Below are 15,496 nucleotides of genomic sequence, written 5' to 3' on the forward strand. Positions count from 1 at the left end.
GGCGCCTGCGCTTGACGCGGCTGAAGCTTACTTCTTGGCCGGCTCGGCGGCAGCGGGAGCGGCAGCCGGGGCAGCGGCGGGAGCAGCAGCGGCGTCAGCGGGAGCAGCGGCCGGAGCAGCAGCGGGCGCTTCAGCAGCCGGGGCGGCAGCAGGAGCAGCGGCTTCTTCCTTCTTGCCGCAAGCAGCCAGGGCCACGGCGGAAATCACGGCGATCAGAGCAAGAGACTTTTTCATGATGGATGGAATCAACAAAGTAGATAAAACAAAGAGCGGCAACAAAAAAATTTCACCCAATGCAGCACCCTTGACATGGCAGGTCGGATGAACCCCCATCAATGCACCACGCTGGTAATCCGGCCCGCTCACACGACCCGGATTGGGGCGAATTCTAGGCAGACTTGCACGATTTTTTTACCAGCAAGCAAAATAAATTCGTGATTACCCTTGGGTGACTGGCAATTTTGGGGGCGACTCCATGCACTCAGATCGGAGATTTTGACGAAAAAACCGCTCGAATTAAATGGAATTGCACCAACATGCGCAATGGATCAGATCCCCCGGGGATGTTTCTTGGCATTTCGCCCCTTCAACCACGGTGCAACCAGCCTGCGTCCTGCCATTCGGCGAGCAGGTCGCGGGCCCCACGACTGATCTTGCGCAGGTCGAGTGCACTCAAGCGGCGCTCGTCGGCCAGGCGACGCAACAAGTGCGCGTCTTGCCCCCCGTCCTCATCGGAGACGAAGTAACTCTCGCCATTGATGTAGACATGGGCTTCGTCGTAGAGCATGCGCGTGCGCCGATCAAGCTGCATGCCCAAGGCCGCAACCGACCTGCCCTCAGCAGCATCGAGTGACGATGCCTCGAACCACACCTGCGGTTTGGGCTCAGTCAGAATTTCCCCCAGCGCACGCGCCAGCGCCTGCGGATCGCGCAAAGCCTGCTGCACCGCCTGCCTCGCATAACGCAACAAGGGCCCGGGCACGCTGGCAGGCGCATCTACGGCCGGCTGCGTCGGGTCGCGGTAGAGCGCATCGGCCATTGATGCATCCATGCCCTCGGCCGCATCCTCGGCCAGGCGCTGCAGCAGCTCCTGCGCCAAGCCGCCCGCCTTCGGCGAACGGAAACCGATGGAGTAAGTCATGCAATCTCCCTCCACCGCGACGCCGTCGTGCGCGTACTGCGGCGGCAGGTAGAGCATGTCGCCGGGCTCCAGCACGAAGTCCTGCTCGGGCCGGAAGTCAGCCAGGATCTTCAGCGGCACGCCGGCCTTGAGTTTCAGGTCCTGCTGGCTGCCGATCTTCCAGTGCCGCTTGCCGTGGGCCTGCAGCAGGAACACGTCATAGCTGTCGAAATGCGGCCCCACGCCACCGCCCTCCACCGCGTAGCTGATCATCAGATCGTCCAGGCGCGCGTCGGGCACGAAGCGGAACTGCTGCAGCAACTGGTGCGCGGCCTGGTCGTGCAGGTCCACGCCTTGCACCAGCAGGGTCCAAGCCTCGCCTTGGCCCGGCTTGAGCGCGGGCAATGCACGCCGCTCGAAAGGACCTTGCCGCAGCCCCCAGCTTTGCTTGCGGCCGCGCCTCTCCAGCGTGACCAGACGGGACTCCACGTCCTCCTGCCCCGCCAACGCGAACAGCTCCGCGCGCGAAAGCAAGGCACGCATGCCGGGCACGGCCTGACGCACGAGCAGGGGCTTCTTCTGCCAATAACGGCGCATGAAGACGGCGGGGCTAATGCCGCCCAGCAAGGTCAGCGGCAAGTTCACATCCATGAGTAGGCTTTCACAGGCACGGGACAAAAAAGCTTGGGCGACAATTGTCCCCCATGAACACAGACCATCCGAACGACAAGCGCCTGGACGCCGTCACGCCGCAATGCGTGGTCGCGCTCACCTGGACTTTGACCGACACCCTGGGCGAGGAACTCGACGTACTCGATGACCCTGTCGAATTCCTGATCGGCGGCCAGGACCTGTTCGAGAAGATCGAGCAGGCCCTACAAGGCCATGGCAGGGGCGCCAGCGTCGCGGTGCACCTAGAACCCGAGGAGGCCTTCGGTGATTTCAATGACCAGCTGATCTTCCTGGAAAAACGCGCGCTCTTTCCCGCCGAGCTGGAAGAAGGCATGACCCTGGAAGGCCATGCCCTGCCCGCGGGCAGCAACCCGGACGCGCCCCGCGACGCGCTCTACACCGTGACCGAAATTTACCCTGACCACGTGGTGCTGGATGGCAACCATCCGCTCGCGGGCATCGCCCTGCGTCTCAAGCTCAAGGTGGAAGGCGTGCGCGAGGCGACCGAGGAAGAAATCGGACGCGGCACGGCGGGCACGGGTTTTTTCCGGATCGCGCCATTGCACGAGCAGGGCGACGGTGGCAACTCTCTGCATTAAGCGGGTACAGGCAGACCGACACAGGACATGAGCAAGGACACAGACCCGACCCTGAACCGCCGGCAATTGCTGGTGGGCGCAGGCGCCCTGGGCGCCTGGAGTGCGCTATCCCATCCAGCCTGGGCGACAACTCCGCCACAACTGCAGTATGGACCAGCGCAGGACTTTTCCTTTGAGGGCTTGGTCAAGCGTGCTCGCGCGCTCGCGGACAAGGCCTACACCCCGCCGCCCGCGCTGTCGCGCCATGTGCTGGAACGCATCGACTACGACGCGCACGGCAAGCTACGCTACAAGCCCGAGTTCGCCTTGTTCACGAGCCCATCCAGTGGCGGGGAAGGCTCCTTCCCACTCACTTTCTTCCACCTGGGCCGTTACTTCCAGACCCCGGTGCACATGCACTTGCTGGATTCCACTGGGGGCCAGGCACGTGAGCTGCTCTACAACCCGGCCTACTTCAACATGCCAGCCGACAGCCCAGCGCGCGAGCTTCCGGCCGGCGCGGGCTTCGCGGGCTTTCGCTTTCAGGAAAGCCGCCTGGGTGGCGCCGAGGCGCAAAAGCAATTGCCCTGGCAGAACAACGACTGGGTGGCCTTTCTGGGGGCCTCCTACTTCCGCGCCATCGGTGACCTCTACCAATACGGCCTGTCGGCGCGCGGCGTGGCCCTGGACGTGGCGCAGGCCGGCAAGCCGGAGGAATTCCCGGCCTTCACCCACTTCTGGTTCCTGCCGCCCTCGGGCAAGCCGGGGGACAACACCGTCACAGTGTTCGCCCTGTTGGACGGACCCAGCATCAGCGGCGCCTACCGCTTCGACCTGCGGCGCGACACGGGCAAGAACGGTGCGGTACTGATGGAGATCGACTGCGCGCTTTTCCTGCGCCGCGATGTGGCTCGCTTGGGTTTGGCCCCGCTGACTTCGATGTACTGGTTCTCCGAGACGGACAAGGCCAGCGCCGTGGACTGGCGGCCCGAGGTGCATGATTCCGACGGACTGGCCCTGTGGACAGGCAGCGGCGAACGCATCTGGCGCCCGCTGAACAACCCGAAGCGCACCATGGCCTCGGCCTTTGCCGACCGCACGCCGCGCGGCTTCGGCCTGCTGCAACGGGACCGCAACTTCGACCACTACCTCGACGGCGTGGCCTACGACCGCCGCCCCAGCCTCTGGGTCGAACCGCTGGGCGACTGGGGTGCGGGCAGCGTGCAGCTCATCGAGATCCCGACCGACGACGAGATCCACGACAACATCGTCGCCATGTGGGTGCCGCATGCCACAGCCAAAGCCGGCAGCAGCCACCGCCTGAAGTACCGTCTGCACTGGCGCGCGGACGAACCTGCGGCGCCGCGCAAGGAATTGGCGCACTGCGTCGCCACGCGCCTGGGCCATGGAGGTGAACCGGGCAAGCCACGCCCGCGCGGTGTGCGCAAGTTCGTGGTCGAGTTCCTGGGCGGACCACTGGGTCAACTGCCTTTTGGCGTCAAGCCCGAGGCCGTGCTCAGCGCCTCGCGCGGAACGTTCAGCAACGTCTTTTGCGAAGCCGTGCCCAACGGCGTCTCAGGCCACTGGCGCGCCGTCTTCGACCTCACGGTGAACGGACAGGAGCCGGTGGACATGCGCCTCTACCTGCGTCAGGCCGGCCAGACCCTGTCGGAAACCTGGCTGTACCAGTACCACCCGGTGTAGACCTCCTCCCGCAGACCCGCTGGTCGCGGACCTCACAGCGGGTAGTCGTAGCGGACAAAACCGCCGTGGTGGGCCAACTGATCGTACAGGGCACGCGCGGTGGTGTTGTTCGCCTGCGTGAGCCAGTAATAACGCGCGGCGCCCTGTTCCCGGGCCCGCGCCGCCACGGCCTCGATGAGTGCGCGACCGACGCCTTGTCCCCGCACCGAGGGATCGGTGTACAGGTCCTGCAGATAGCAGACCGAGGGCGCCCAGGTGTTGGCGTGGAAGAGGTAGTGGGCCACCCCCCTCAACTCGCCGTCCACGTAAGCGCCCAAACCGTGGATGCCATCCTCATTCAAAAGGCGGGTCCAGGCACGGGCGTACTCATCATCCGTAGTGGGCGTGTTGTAAAAAGCCTTGTAGCCGCGCGCGAGGTGCTCCCAGGCGGACCGGTCTCCAGGCTGGACGGGAGCGATGCGCAGTGTCATGGCCTGTCCATTGGATGCTCTGCGTACGGCTCAGCGCTTGCCTGTCGAGCCGTAGCCACCCGCGCCGCGTTCGGTTTCAGCGGCGAATTCGTCCACGAGATTGAAACGCGCCTGCACCACGGGCACGATGACCAGTTGGGCAATGCGCTCCATGGGCTCGATGGTGAAGGCCGTGGCGCTGCGGTTCCAGGCGCTGACCATCAACTGGCCCTGGTAATCGCTGTCGATCAGGCCCACGAGGTTGCCCAGCACGATGCCGTGCTTGTGGCCCAGTCCCGAACGCGGAAGGATGAGCGCGGCATACCCGGGGTCGGCCAGGTGGATGGCCATGCCGGTGGGCACCAGTTGCCAGGCATTGGGCGCGAGGGTCAGCGGTGCGTCCAGGCAGGCGCGCAGGTCCAGGCCGGCGCTGCCGGGCGTGGCGTAGGCGGGAAGTTGATCGCGCAGGCGCGCGTCGATGATCTTGACGTCGATGTGCATGAGGGTCAGGGAAAAGTTCTACGTCTTCAGGCGCCGAGCAATCTCGGCCACCAGTTGACGCGCCAAGGTGAGCTTGTCGGCCCGGGGCAGTTCCTTCGTGCCGGCCTCATCGACCAGTAGCAAGGCGTTGTCGTCCTGGCCAAAGGTGGCCGGGCCGATATTGCCCACCAGCAAGGGCACCTGCTTGCGCGCGCGCTTGGCCTGGGCGTGGGCCAGCAGGTCGTGGCTTTCCGCGGCGAAGCCGACGCAGTACAAGGCCCCGCTCTTCGCCCGCGGATCCTGTGCGACGCCGGCCAGGATGTCCGCGTTCTCGATGAACTCCAAGGCCGGCGGTTTGCCGCTGCCGTCTTTCTTGATCTTCTGGGTCGAGGCGCTGGCGGGTCGCCAGTCGGCCACGGCGGCGGTCGCTACAAAAACAGAAGCAATCGCAATTTCTGGCTGCACAGCCTGCAGCATCTCCTGCGCAGACCGCACGTCCACGCGCCGCACGCCGCGCGGGGTGGGCAGGCTGACCGGGCCAGCCACCAGGGTCACATCGGCGCCGGTCTCGCGCGCAGCGCGGGCGATGGCAAACCCCATCTTGCCGCTCGATCGATTGGTGATGCCGCGCACGGGGTCGATGGCCTCGTAGGTCGGCCCGGCTGTGACCAGCACGCGTCGACCCTGCAGCAGCTTGGGCTGGAAGAAAGCGATCAGGTCTTCCAGGATGTCCACAGGTTCCAGCATGCGGCCGTCACCCGTCTCGCCACAAGCCTGCAGGCCGCTCCCCACACCCAGCAGCGTGGCACCATCGGCGGCCACCTGGGCGAGGTTGCGCTGCGTCGCGGGGTGGGCCCACATTTCGCGGTTCATGGCCGGGGCCAGCAGCAGCGGCACCTTGTCGATCGGGCGCGCCAGGCACATCAGGCCCAGCAGTTCGCTGGCGCGGCCCTGCGCCAGCTGAGCGATGAAATCGGCGCTGGCTGGCGCGACGAGGATGGCGTCCGCGTGTGTCTCACCCCACCGCGTCGCGTTGATGTGGGGCATGTTGTTCGGCTCGCGTGCATCCCACTGAGAAAGGTACACCGGGCGGTTGGACAGCGCCTGCATGGTCACCGGCGTGATGAACTGCGCGGCGGCCTCGGTCATGATGACCTGCACGGTCGCTCCCGCCTTGATCAGCAATCGACACAGTTCCGCCGACTTGTAGCAGGCCACGCCCCCGGAGAGGCCCAGGACGATGTGTTTTCCAGCAAGCTCGTTCATGGCCCGGGAATGTAGCAGTTCCCGTCTGTGCCCCGCATCCGATTGACTGGGGGATGGATACCGCGTTGGGGTTGGGGCGGGCGCGCTCATGAGGTGATGGTCGGCTACGCCGACTTCGCGCTTGGGGTGGGTATGAGGCCACAGCGATAACAACTCGCTTCGCGCTTGCAGCGCGACGCTCAAACACGTTATCGCAAATCAGATGCACGATGCGTGACGACACTGGTCGTCACGCTGTGGCCTCATACCCGCCCCAAGCGCCATCACCGAAATCGCGCGCCCGCCCCAACCCCAACGCGGCATCCGCCTTTCTACAAAAAGGTGCCCATCCACCACGCCTATAATCTCGCTTTACCTGCTCATCGAACCCTGCACGGTTCGACTCGACATGACCAAATTCGTCTTCGTCACCGGCGGCGTGGTGTCTTCCCTGGGCAAGGGCATCGCCTCCGCGTCTCTCGCCGCGATCCTTGAATCGCGCGGCCTCAAAGTCACCCTCATCAAGCTCGATCCCTACCTCAACGTGGACCCGGGCACCATGTCGCCCTTCCAGCACGGCGAGGTCTTCGTCACCGACGACGGCGCAGAAACCGACCTGGACCTCGGCCACTACGAACGCTTCATCGAAACACGGATGAAGCGCAGCAACAACTTCACCACCGGCCAGATCTACAAGAGCGTGCTCGAAAAAGAGCGCCGCGGCGACTACCTGGGCAAGACCGTGCAGGTCATTCCGCACGTCACCAACGAGATCCAGGAGTATGTCAAGCGCGGCGCGGGCGTGGGCACGCCCGACGCGGTGGACGTGGCCATCGTCGAAGTCGGTGGCACGGTGGGCGACATCGAGTCCCTGCCCTTCCTCGAAGCCGTGCGCCAGCTCAGCCTGCGCCTGGGGCCCAACAACGCGGCCTTCGTGCACCTGACCTACGTGCCCTGGATCGCCGCCGCCGGCGAGCTCAAGACCAAACCCACCCAGCACACGGTGCAGAAGCTGCGCGAGATCGGCATCCAGCCCGACGCGCTGCTATGCCGCGCCGACCGCGCCATCCCCGACGACGAACGCGAGAAGATCAGCCTCTTCACCAATGTGCCGCACTGGGGCGTGATCTCCATGCCCGACGTGGACACCATCTACAAGGTGCCGCGCGTGCTGCACGAGCAGGGTTTGGACGGCCTGATCTGTGACAAGCTGCGCATCAACACCCCGCCCGCCAACCTGAAGCGCTGGGATGCGCTGGTCCGCGAGGTCGAGCATCCGCAAGGCGAAGTCACGATCGCCATGGTCGGCAAGTACGTGGACTTGTCCGACAGCTACAAGTCCGTCAACGAGGCCCTGCGCCACGCGGGCATGAAGAACCATGTGCGGGTGAAGATCGAACACGTCGATTCCGAAACCATCAGCGACGACACGGTGGGCCAGTTGGCGAAGTACGACGCCATCCTGGTGCCCGGCGGTTTCGGCAAGCGGGGTATCGAGGGCAAGATCAGCACGGCCCGCTACGCCCGCGAGCACAAAGTGCCTTACCTCGGCATCTGCCTGGGCATGCAGGTCGCCACCATCGAGTTCGCGCGCCATGTCGCCGGTCTGAAGGACGCCAACAGCACCGAGTTCGAACCCGGCTGCGCGCACCCCGTCATCGCCCTGATCACCGAGTGGAAGGACGCGGATGGCACCATCAAGAAGCGTGACGCCAACTCCGACTTGGGCGGCACCATGCGCCTGGGCGCGCAGAGTTCGGACGTGGTCAAGGGCACCCTGGCGCACAGCATCTATGGCGATGTGGTGACCGAACGCCATCGCCACCGTTACGAGGCCAACGTCAATTACCTGGACACGCTGCGTGAAAAGGGCTTGGTGATCTCCGCGCTGACGCAACGCGAGCAGCTCACGGAAATCGTGGAACTGCCGCAGACCCAGCACCCCTGGTTCGTGGGCGTGCAATTCCACCCCGAGTTCAAATCCACCCCGTGGAACGGGCACCCGTTGTTCAACTCCTTCGTCAAAGCCGCCCTGCTGCGTCAGAGCGCCGACGGGAACGGTGCCCCGAGCACGGCGCTGAAAGCCGTGGCCTGAACGGAGAACCCGCTATCCGGTTCACGCGCCGCCCACTTCAGCCATTCCACCGTTTTTCAACTTCGAGTAAAGAGAAGACACCATGAGCGCCATCGTTGACATCGTCGGTCGTGAAATCCTGGACAGCCGTGGCAACCCCACGGTGGAATGCGACGTGCTGCTGGAAAGCGGCACCATGGGCCGCGCGGCCGTGCCCTCGGGTGCTTCCACCGGTTCGCGTGAAGCCATCGAATTGCGTGACGGCGACAAGGGCCGTTACCTGGGCAAGGGCGTGCTCAAGGCCGTGGAGCACATCAATACCGAAATCAGCGAATCCGTGCTGGGCCTGGACGCGGCCGAGCAGTCCTTCCTCGACAAGACGCTGATTGACCTGGACGGCACCGACAACAAGAGCCGACTGGGCGCCAACGCCATGCTGGCCGTCAGCATGGCCGTGGCCCGCGCGGCGGCGGAAGAAGCCGGCCTGCCGCTCTACCGTTACTTCGGCGGCATGGGCGCGGTGCAGATGCCCGTGCCCATGATGAACGTGATCAACGGCGGCGCGCACGCCAATAACAGCCTGGACCTGCAGGAGTTCATGATCCTGCCCGTGGGCGCGACCAGCTTCCGCGAATCGCTGCGCTGGGGAGCCGAGGTGTTCCACGCCCTCAAGAAAATCATCGATGCCAAGGGCATGCCTACGTCGGTGGGCGATGAAGGTGGCTTCGCGCCCAACGTGGCCAACCATGAAGCGGCCATCCAGCTCATCCTCGAAGCCATCGCCAAGGCCGGCTACGAAGCTGGTTCGCAGATCGCCTTGGGTCTGGACTGCGCGTCCAGCGAGTTCTACAAGGACGGCAAGTACGTGCTGGAAGGCGAAGGCGGGCTGAAGCTCTCCGCCCCAGAATGGACGGACATGTTGGCCACCTGGTGCGACAAGTACCCCATCATCAGCATCGAGGACGGCATGGCCGAGGGCGACTGGGATGGCTGGAAGACGCTGACCGAGCGCCTGGGCAAGAAGGTGCAGTTGGTGGGTGACGACCTCTTCGTGACCAACACCAAGATCCTGAAGGAAGGCATCGACAAGTCCATTGCCAACTCCATTTTGATCAAGATCAACCAGATCGGCACCCTGTCTGAAACCTTCGCCGCCATCGAGATGGCCAAGCGCGCGGGCTACACCGCCGTGATCAGCCACCGCTCGGGCGAAACCGAGGACAGCACCATCGCCGACATCGCGGTCGGCACCAACGCGGGCCAGATCAAGACCGGCTCCCTGTCACGCAGCGACCGCATGGCCAAGTACAACCAGTTGCTGCGCATCGAGGAAGATCTGGGCGAAGTGGCGGTGTACCCAGGCCGCGCGGCCTTCTACAACCTGAAGTAAGCCGGCTTGCTTCAGAGCCGGCATGCGGACACGCTAACACCCAGACCTGACGGCGAGGCACGATTCCCCATGGCACGACCGCCTCGCCCCTCCCGTCTGCTGCCGCTGCTGTTGGTGGCCCTGCTGCTGATCGTGCACGCGCAGCTGTGGTTCGGCCGGGGCAGCGTGCCCCAGGTCGCGACCCTGGCTGGCAAGCTGGAAGCGCAGACCCAGCGCAACGCCGAGGCGCGCGCGCAGAACGAACGCTTGGCGGCCGAAGTGCAAGACCTGCAGGACGGCCTGGACATGGTCGAGGAAAAGGCTCGGCAAGATCTGGGCATGGTCAAGCCCAACGAGATCTACGTGCAAATCGAGAAGTAGCTTCACGGATCACGGAGGTTGACGCGCGCATGAAAGTCGCCCTGCTCGGCGCGGCCGGCACCGGCAAGAGCTGGCTGGCGCGAGCGCTCGCGTGGCATGAACCTGGACATGTTTTCCTGGATGCACCCGAACTGGACGCCGCCACAGATTGGGACCAGGTGCTGTTGATGGGTCTGGACTGGCCGACTGCCACCGACGCACCGGCCTCGCCGGACTCAGCACAAGATGCGACCGCCCAGTCGAGCCGCCGCACCGAGGACGTCCGCCTGCGCACCTGGCTGAGCCACGCCGGTCGGAGCTATGGCGTGGTCTATGGGCTGGGAACACAGCGTCTGCGCGCGGCCATGCAGTTGCTGTTCCCGCAGGACGTGCCCTTGCATCAGAGCCAGGGTCGATGGCGCGGCACCTGCGAGCGCTGCGCGGACCCGGATTGCGAGTTCCGCTTGTTCACCGGACTCGCCGCGCCGCGCCTTGACGCTACTGCACCGTCGAACTCGAAGGCGGACGGTCTTCCGCCTGGGTGAACAACTGGGCCGCGTCGATTTCATCGAAACGGTAGCTGGCCCCACAGAAATCGCAGTCCACCTGCACCGCGCCCTGCTCGGCCACGATCTCGCGCACTTCCTCGTGGCCCAGCCCGCGAATCATGCCGGCCACGCGCTCGCGGCTGCAGGTGCAGGCGAAGCGGGGCCCCTGATCGCCCCGCTGCGGTTCGAAGCGTTGCAGGCGCTCCTCCCAGAACAAGCGGTGCAGGATGGTGTCCACATCCAGCGTCAGCAGTTCCTCGCGTTTCAGGCTGGCCGCCAGCGTGGCGATGCGGTTGTAATGCTCCTGCATTTCAGCAGCCTGCTCCACGCCCTGTTCGCCCTCCAGGTTGCCAGCCCCTTGCACGGGCAGGCGCTGGATCAGCAGGCCGGCAGCCACCTTGTCATCGGCGGCCAGCACCAGCGTGGTTTCGAGCTGCTCGCTCTGGCGCATGTAGTGCTCCAGCGCTTCGGACAGCGTGCGCATGCCACGACCATCGGCGTCGGTGAGCGGCACCACGCCCTGGTAAGGCTGCTGGCCCGGTTGGCGGCCCTTGGGGTCCAGGGTCACGGCGCATCGTCCCTGCCCCTGCACATTCAGCAAGTCCGGCAGTCGCGCCTCGGCGCTCACCTCGCCCTGCACCGTGGCCGTGGCGCGCAGGTGCAGGTCAGACTGCACTTCGGCCACGGCCAGCTTGACCGGACCGTCACCGAACACCTGCAGGATCAGGGCACCATCAAACTTGATGCTGGACTGCATCAGCACCGCTGCCGCGGCCATCTCGCCCAGGAGGTTCTGCACCGGCGCAGGATAGGCGCCGGAGGTTGCACCGTCCAGCGCGCCCGAAGGGTGTTGCGCTCGGCGGCGCAGGATCTCGCCCCAGGCATCGGCGTCCAGGCGGACGAGGGAGCCGCGCACCGGCAGGCCTTCAAACAGGAATTTGTGGAGTTCGGACACGCTGGCGTTCAATCAGAGGTCTAGGGATACAGGGGTAATCCGCACAGATGCGGTTCAAGCGATTTTCTTCAAGCCCCGACGGTACAGGGCCGCGTTGTCGACATAGTGCTGGGCAATGCGCCGCAGCCCCGCGATCTGTTCCGGGCTGAGCTGCTTCACGGCCTTGGCCGGACTGCCCAGGATCATGCTGCCATCGGGGAACTCCTTGCCTTCTGTCACCAATGCACCCGCGCCCACCAGGCAGTTCTTGCCGATGCGGGCGTGGTTGAGCACGATGGCCCCGATGCCGATCAGCGATCCATCCCCGATCGTGCAGCCGTGCAGCATGACCTTGTGGCCCACGGTCACGTCATCACCGATGTGCAAGGGCACGCCCGCGTCCGCGTGCAGCACGGAGCCATCCTGCACATTGCTGCCTTTGCCTATGTACAGGTGTTCGGTGTCCCCACGCACCACGGTGCCGAACCAGACACTGGCGTTCTCCCCCAGCGTCACCTTGCCAATCACCTGAGCGCTGTCGGCCACCCAGGCTTGGGGTCCCAGTGTCGGGGCATGCCCGTCCAATTCATAAACTGCCATGACTGCCCTTCCACTTCCAATAAAGCAGGTCGCGCGGCATGCGCAAGCGACCCGCAACCAAGAACGATGGTCCAAACAACGCCGACGGGATTGTATGAAGCCCAAAAGCGCGACAAAAACCAGACACCCGTTGCAAAAGCAGCAGGAAAAGCAGGCCTAAGCCCTGCTTTTACAAGCTACCGCATTTTCTCGTGGTGTATCCTAGACCTCCGCCGCAACGCATCAGGCCCAACATAACTCGAAATCATCCCTCACGCAGCGTGCACCCACCGCCTCGCGCAAGCCGGTGCAGCGCATCCGAATCAGAGCACACCTCCCTTCACTTTTCTGCCCACACCCCATGGCCCAACTCGCTTCCCTGTTGAAAGCCGAAATCGTCCGTCTCGCGCGCAAGGAAGTCCGCGCCGAACTGCAGGCACTCCAGAAAGCCTCCTCCCGCTACCGCACCGAGCTCGCCGCGCTCAAACGGCAACTCAAGGACCAGCAGCGCCAACTGGCCAAGCAGGCCAGGGGTGGACGCGCTCCGGCCCCCGCGAGAGATGCGGGGGAGGACGACGGCAATCCCAAGCTGCGTTTTCGCGCCTCGGGTTTCGCCACCCTGCGCAAGAAGCTGGACCTGTCGGCAGCCGACATGGGCAAGCTGATCGGTGTGACGCAGCAGACCATCTACCATTGGGAAAAGGGCCAAGCCCGCCCCCGCGCCAGCCAATTGCAGAACATCGCGACCATCCGCAAGCTGGGCAAACGCGGCGCGGCAGCCAAGTTGGCCGAAATGGCCGAGGTGTGAAGAAATTTGATTCACGTGGTGCATCCGCCAGAAAGCCCCCTACCATGTCTCGCGTCCTATCCACCCACCCTGCTGTCTCGCGTCCCACCTCCCGCCTGCTGCTGCTCGCCGCTGTCGCGCTGAGTGGCGTCCTGGGTGGCTGTGCCTGGATGCAAAACAAGACCATGCGCGCAATGGCCACGCCTTCGCTCGCACTGGCCGTCATTGGCGACCGGTTGCTGATAGGCAAGGTCGTGCTCTACACCGATCGCCGCGCCACGATCGAACTCAGCAACGACACTGACCCTGCCCTGGATTGTCTGGGCACCATGAATTACACCAACAGCACGGGCGGCGTGCTGGATCTGCGTTGCAATGAAGGCTCGCAAATCCGTCTGCCATACACCGCGATTTCCGAAACCCAGGGGCATGCTGCAGGTGGCGGCGTCACCATCACCTATGGCCTGCCCCCTGAAAACGCGCGCGCCTGGCTGGTGCCGCCCGCAGGCCGCCGCTTGGTCCTGGCCAAGGACGACGGCTTCATGTGCAACTGGTTCGACTGGGCCTTGTCTTGCAACTACCTGCGACTCGAATAAAACGCCAGCAAGACGCTTGGTGACAGATAGCAAAAAGGGGCGCATGAAGCGCCCCTTTTCTTCTTACCGGCTCCACGATGCCGGAACAGCCACTTCAGCGCGGCGCACGCGCCACGAACGGGCGCTTGCCACTGCCGCCGCCGCGCGGCGCATCGCCCATCGGCCGGCCAAAAGCCGGGCGCCCGCCCTCAGGCCGACCACCACGATCCTTGTCAGCAAAACCGCGCTCACGACGATCACCGAAACCATGGGCCTTGCCGCCGAACTCCGGCCGACCAGCGCCCGCGCCGCGCGCGCCTTCCGGACGACCCGCGCCGGGGCCCTTGCCGAAGCTGCCTCGGCCAAAACCGCCACCACGGTCGGAACGACCCGGGCGATCGCCCCGGTCACCCCTGCCGTCACCCCGCTCAGGGCGGAACGAGGGCATGCGCTGCTGTGGCTCCAGGCCTGGAATGGCTTCGGCCTTGAAAGGCTGCTTGGTGTAGAACTCGATGTCACCGATCTTGCGGCGATCGCGGAATTCAGCGATGGTCACCGCGATGCCGTCACGACCCGCGCGCCCCGTGCGGCCAATGCGGTGCGTGTAGTCCTCGGCCTTCATGGGCAGGCCGAAGTTGAAGACGTGGGTGATGGTCGGCACGTCGATGCCGCGCGCGGCGACGTCGGTGGCGACGAGGAACTTCACTTGGCCGCTGCGCAGCGCCATCAGGCGACGGTTGCGCAGACCTTGACTCAGCGCCCCGTGCAAGGCCACGGCCGCGAAGCCGGCCTGCTGCAGATCGGCGGCGAGGCCGTCACATTCCACCTGCGTGCTGGCGAAGACGATGGCTTGGTCGATGTTGGCGTCCCGCAGCCAATGGTCCAGCAGGGCGCGCTTGTGCGCGAAGTTGTCCGCCCAATGCAGCACCTGCTTGATGTTGGCGTGCTTCTCGTGCGGCGCGTCGATCTGCACCTTCTTGACCTGCGAACCGTTGTCGTGCATCACGCGCATGGCGAGCTGCTGGATGCGCGGCGCGAAGGTGGCGGAGAACATCATGGTCTGGCGGCGGTTGGCCGTCAGGGCGTTGATCTCGGCCAGGTCGTCGGTGAAACCCAGGTCCAACATGCGGTCGGCCTCGTCGACGACCAGGAACTGCACCTGGTCCAGCTTGATCTGCATGGAACGCTGCAGGTCCAGCAGGCGACCCGGCGTGGCAACGACCAGGCCGGCGTTCTGCAGCTTGGCGATCTGCAACTGGTAGGGCATGCCGCCCACCACGTTAGCGATGCGCAAGCCGCGGCAATGCTTGACCAGTTCGATGGCATCGTGGGCGACCTGCTGCGCCAGCTCTCGCGTGGGGCAAAGCACCAGGGCGCCCGGCGTGGCGGCCTTGAAGTTGCGCGGGTTGGTCGGGTCCTTGCGCTTGTTGCGCTTCGGCGCCGGTTCGCCCTTGGCGGCGGCGTCAGCGCAGGCGCGCTCGTAGTCCTCGCGCTCCTTGGCGGCGGCCTCGGTCTGCTGCTGGATCAAGGTGTGCAGCACAGGCAGCAAGAAAGCCGCCGTCTTGCCGCTGCCGGTCTGGCTGGAAACCATGAGGTCGTTGTAGCCGTGGTGCGCGGCATCGTCCGTCGGCAGGGCCAGCGGAATGACGCGTTGCTGCACGGCCGTGGGCTGGGTGTAGCCCAAGTCGGCCACGGCCTGGATCAGCTCGGGCGCGAGACCGAGTTCCACGAAGCCGTTGGACACGGTAGTTTCGGAAAGGGTGGATTCGACGGGTGCGTTCTCGGAAACGAGTTCGCCCGTCACATTCAGGGTGTCGGTCATGTCATGCTCACACGGAAAGCCGCAAAACAAGGCGGCATGGCGCACCGCCTGAGTTGCGGTGCACCCCGTTCAATGGTTAAGAGACATCAACCATCAAACGGGCATCCATGCCGGTCGGCATGGCTGGACATTTCTCAAGGAGGTCTTCCGAAGAAGCACTCACGTCCAGTGTGTGATGAGGAGATGTGCGTCAGCGCCCT

Annotated in this window: 16 protein-coding genes; 8 read left to right on the plus strand and 8 right to left on the minus strand. The window is 64.9% G+C overall.

All coding sequences use genetic code 11. From position 1 onward, the window contains the following. Positions 1-27 precede the first annotated feature (27 nt). Positions 28-234: a hypothetical protein gene (locus tag AZ34_RS19040; protein ID WP_035608411.1), complete on the minus strand. Its 207-nt coding sequence runs from the start codon at positions 232-234 to the stop codon at positions 28-30. A gap of 352 nt (positions 235-586) precedes the next feature. Then, positions 587-1,771, minus strand: coding sequence for a JmjC domain-containing protein (locus AZ34_RS12185; protein ID WP_035608413.1), 1,185 nt, complete (start codon positions 1,769-1,771; stop codon positions 587-589). 53 nt (positions 1,772-1,824) lie between these two features. On the opposite strand from AZ34_RS12185, the gene AZ34_RS12190 reads away from it, so the two are divergent. Continuing rightward, entirely contained in the window at positions 1,825-2,391 is a 567-nt protein-coding gene (locus tag AZ34_RS12190) for an FKBP-type peptidyl-prolyl cis-trans isomerase (protein ID WP_051509769.1), read from the plus strand. Positions 2,392-2,418: 27 nt separating this feature from the next. Next, positions 2,419-4,074, plus strand: a complete 1,656-nt coding sequence (locus AZ34_RS12195) for a glucan biosynthesis protein (RefSeq protein ID WP_035608417.1) — start codon at positions 2,419-2,421, stop codon at positions 4,072-4,074. A gap of 32 nt (positions 4,075-4,106) precedes the next feature. Here AZ34_RS12195 and AZ34_RS12200 read toward each other — a convergent pair whose 3' ends face one another. From AZ34_RS12200 to coaBC, 3 genes are read right to left on the minus strand one after another with little or no spacing between them, the layout of a single operon-like run. Beyond that, a complete protein-coding gene (locus AZ34_RS12200) occupies positions 4,107-4,544 on the minus strand; it encodes a GNAT family N-acetyltransferase (RefSeq protein ID WP_035608419.1) in 438 nt (145 codons plus the stop codon). Between the two features lie 30 nt (positions 4,545-4,574). Then, the gene (gene dut, locus AZ34_RS12205; protein WP_035608422.1) at positions 4,575-5,024 is read right to left on the minus strand and encodes a dUTP diphosphatase; all 450 of its coding nucleotides are present in this window, start codon (positions 5,022-5,024) and stop codon (positions 4,575-4,577) included. An 18-nt stretch (positions 5,025-5,042) separates the two neighbouring features. Further along, positions 5,043-6,269, minus strand: a complete 1,227-nt coding sequence (gene coaBC, locus AZ34_RS12210; protein WP_035608424.1) for a bifunctional phosphopantothenoylcysteine decarboxylase/phosphopantothenate--cysteine ligase CoaBC — start codon at positions 6,267-6,269, stop codon at positions 5,043-5,045. Between the two features lie 388 nt (positions 6,270-6,657). On the opposite strand from coaBC, the gene AZ34_RS12215 reads away from it, so the two are divergent. The 4 genes from AZ34_RS12215 (at position 6,658) to AZ34_RS12230 (ending at position 10,596) form a co-directional block, all read left to right on the plus strand. Continuing rightward, entirely contained in the window at positions 6,658-8,343 is a 1,686-nt protein-coding gene (locus AZ34_RS12215) for a CTP synthase (RefSeq protein WP_035608427.1), read from the plus strand. A gap of 82 nt (positions 8,344-8,425) precedes the next feature. After that, positions 8,426-9,712 carry a phosphopyruvate hydratase gene (gene eno / locus AZ34_RS12220; protein ID WP_035608430.1) on the plus strand — a complete coding sequence of 429 codons (1,287 nt, stop codon included), beginning with the start codon at positions 8,426-8,428 and terminating at the stop codon, positions 9,710-9,712. Positions 9,713-9,781: 69 nt separating this feature from the next. After that, entirely contained in the window at positions 9,782-10,072 is a 291-nt protein-coding gene (locus AZ34_RS12225; RefSeq protein WP_035608434.1) for a septum formation initiator family protein, read from the plus strand. Positions 10,073-10,101: 29 nt separating this feature from the next. After that, positions 10,102-10,596, plus strand: a complete 495-nt coding sequence (locus tag AZ34_RS12230; protein WP_035608437.1) for an ATP-binding protein — start codon at positions 10,102-10,104, stop codon at positions 10,594-10,596. Here AZ34_RS12230 and AZ34_RS12235 read toward each other — a convergent pair. Continuing rightward, on the minus strand, positions 10,550-11,554 hold the full coding sequence (locus tag AZ34_RS12235) for an Hsp33 family molecular chaperone HslO (RefSeq protein WP_035608440.1): 1,005 nt from the start codon (positions 11,552-11,554) through the stop codon (positions 10,550-10,552). The genes AZ34_RS12230 and AZ34_RS12235 overlap by 47 nt on opposite strands. A 54-nt stretch (positions 11,555-11,608) precedes the next feature. After that, positions 11,609-12,133, minus strand: coding sequence for a gamma carbonic anhydrase family protein (locus AZ34_RS12240; RefSeq protein ID WP_035608442.1), 525 nt, complete (start codon positions 12,131-12,133; stop codon positions 11,609-11,611). Between the two features lie 340 nt (positions 12,134-12,473). Here AZ34_RS12240 and AZ34_RS12245 point away from each other — a divergent pair, with 340 nt between their 5' ends. Beyond that, a complete protein-coding gene (locus AZ34_RS12245) occupies positions 12,474-12,920 on the plus strand; it encodes a helix-turn-helix transcriptional regulator (RefSeq protein WP_035608443.1) in 447 nt (148 codons plus the stop codon). 44 nt (positions 12,921-12,964) lie between these two features. Continuing rightward, positions 12,965-13,495: a hypothetical protein gene (locus tag AZ34_RS12250; protein ID WP_035608445.1), complete on the plus strand. Its 531-nt coding sequence runs from the start codon at positions 12,965-12,967 to the stop codon at positions 13,493-13,495. A gap of 94 nt (positions 13,496-13,589) precedes the next feature. Here AZ34_RS12250 and AZ34_RS12255 read toward each other — a convergent pair whose 3' ends face one another. Then, positions 13,590-15,296, minus strand: a complete 1,707-nt coding sequence (locus AZ34_RS12255) for a DEAD/DEAH box helicase (protein ID WP_035608447.1) — start codon at positions 15,294-15,296, stop codon at positions 13,590-13,592. Positions 15,297-15,496 lie beyond the last annotated feature (200 nt).

Source organism: Hylemonella gracilis str. Niagara R, from assembly GCF_000600295.1.
Lineage (GTDB): Bacteria > Pseudomonadota > Gammaproteobacteria > Burkholderiales > Burkholderiaceae_C > Hylemonella > Hylemonella gracilis_A.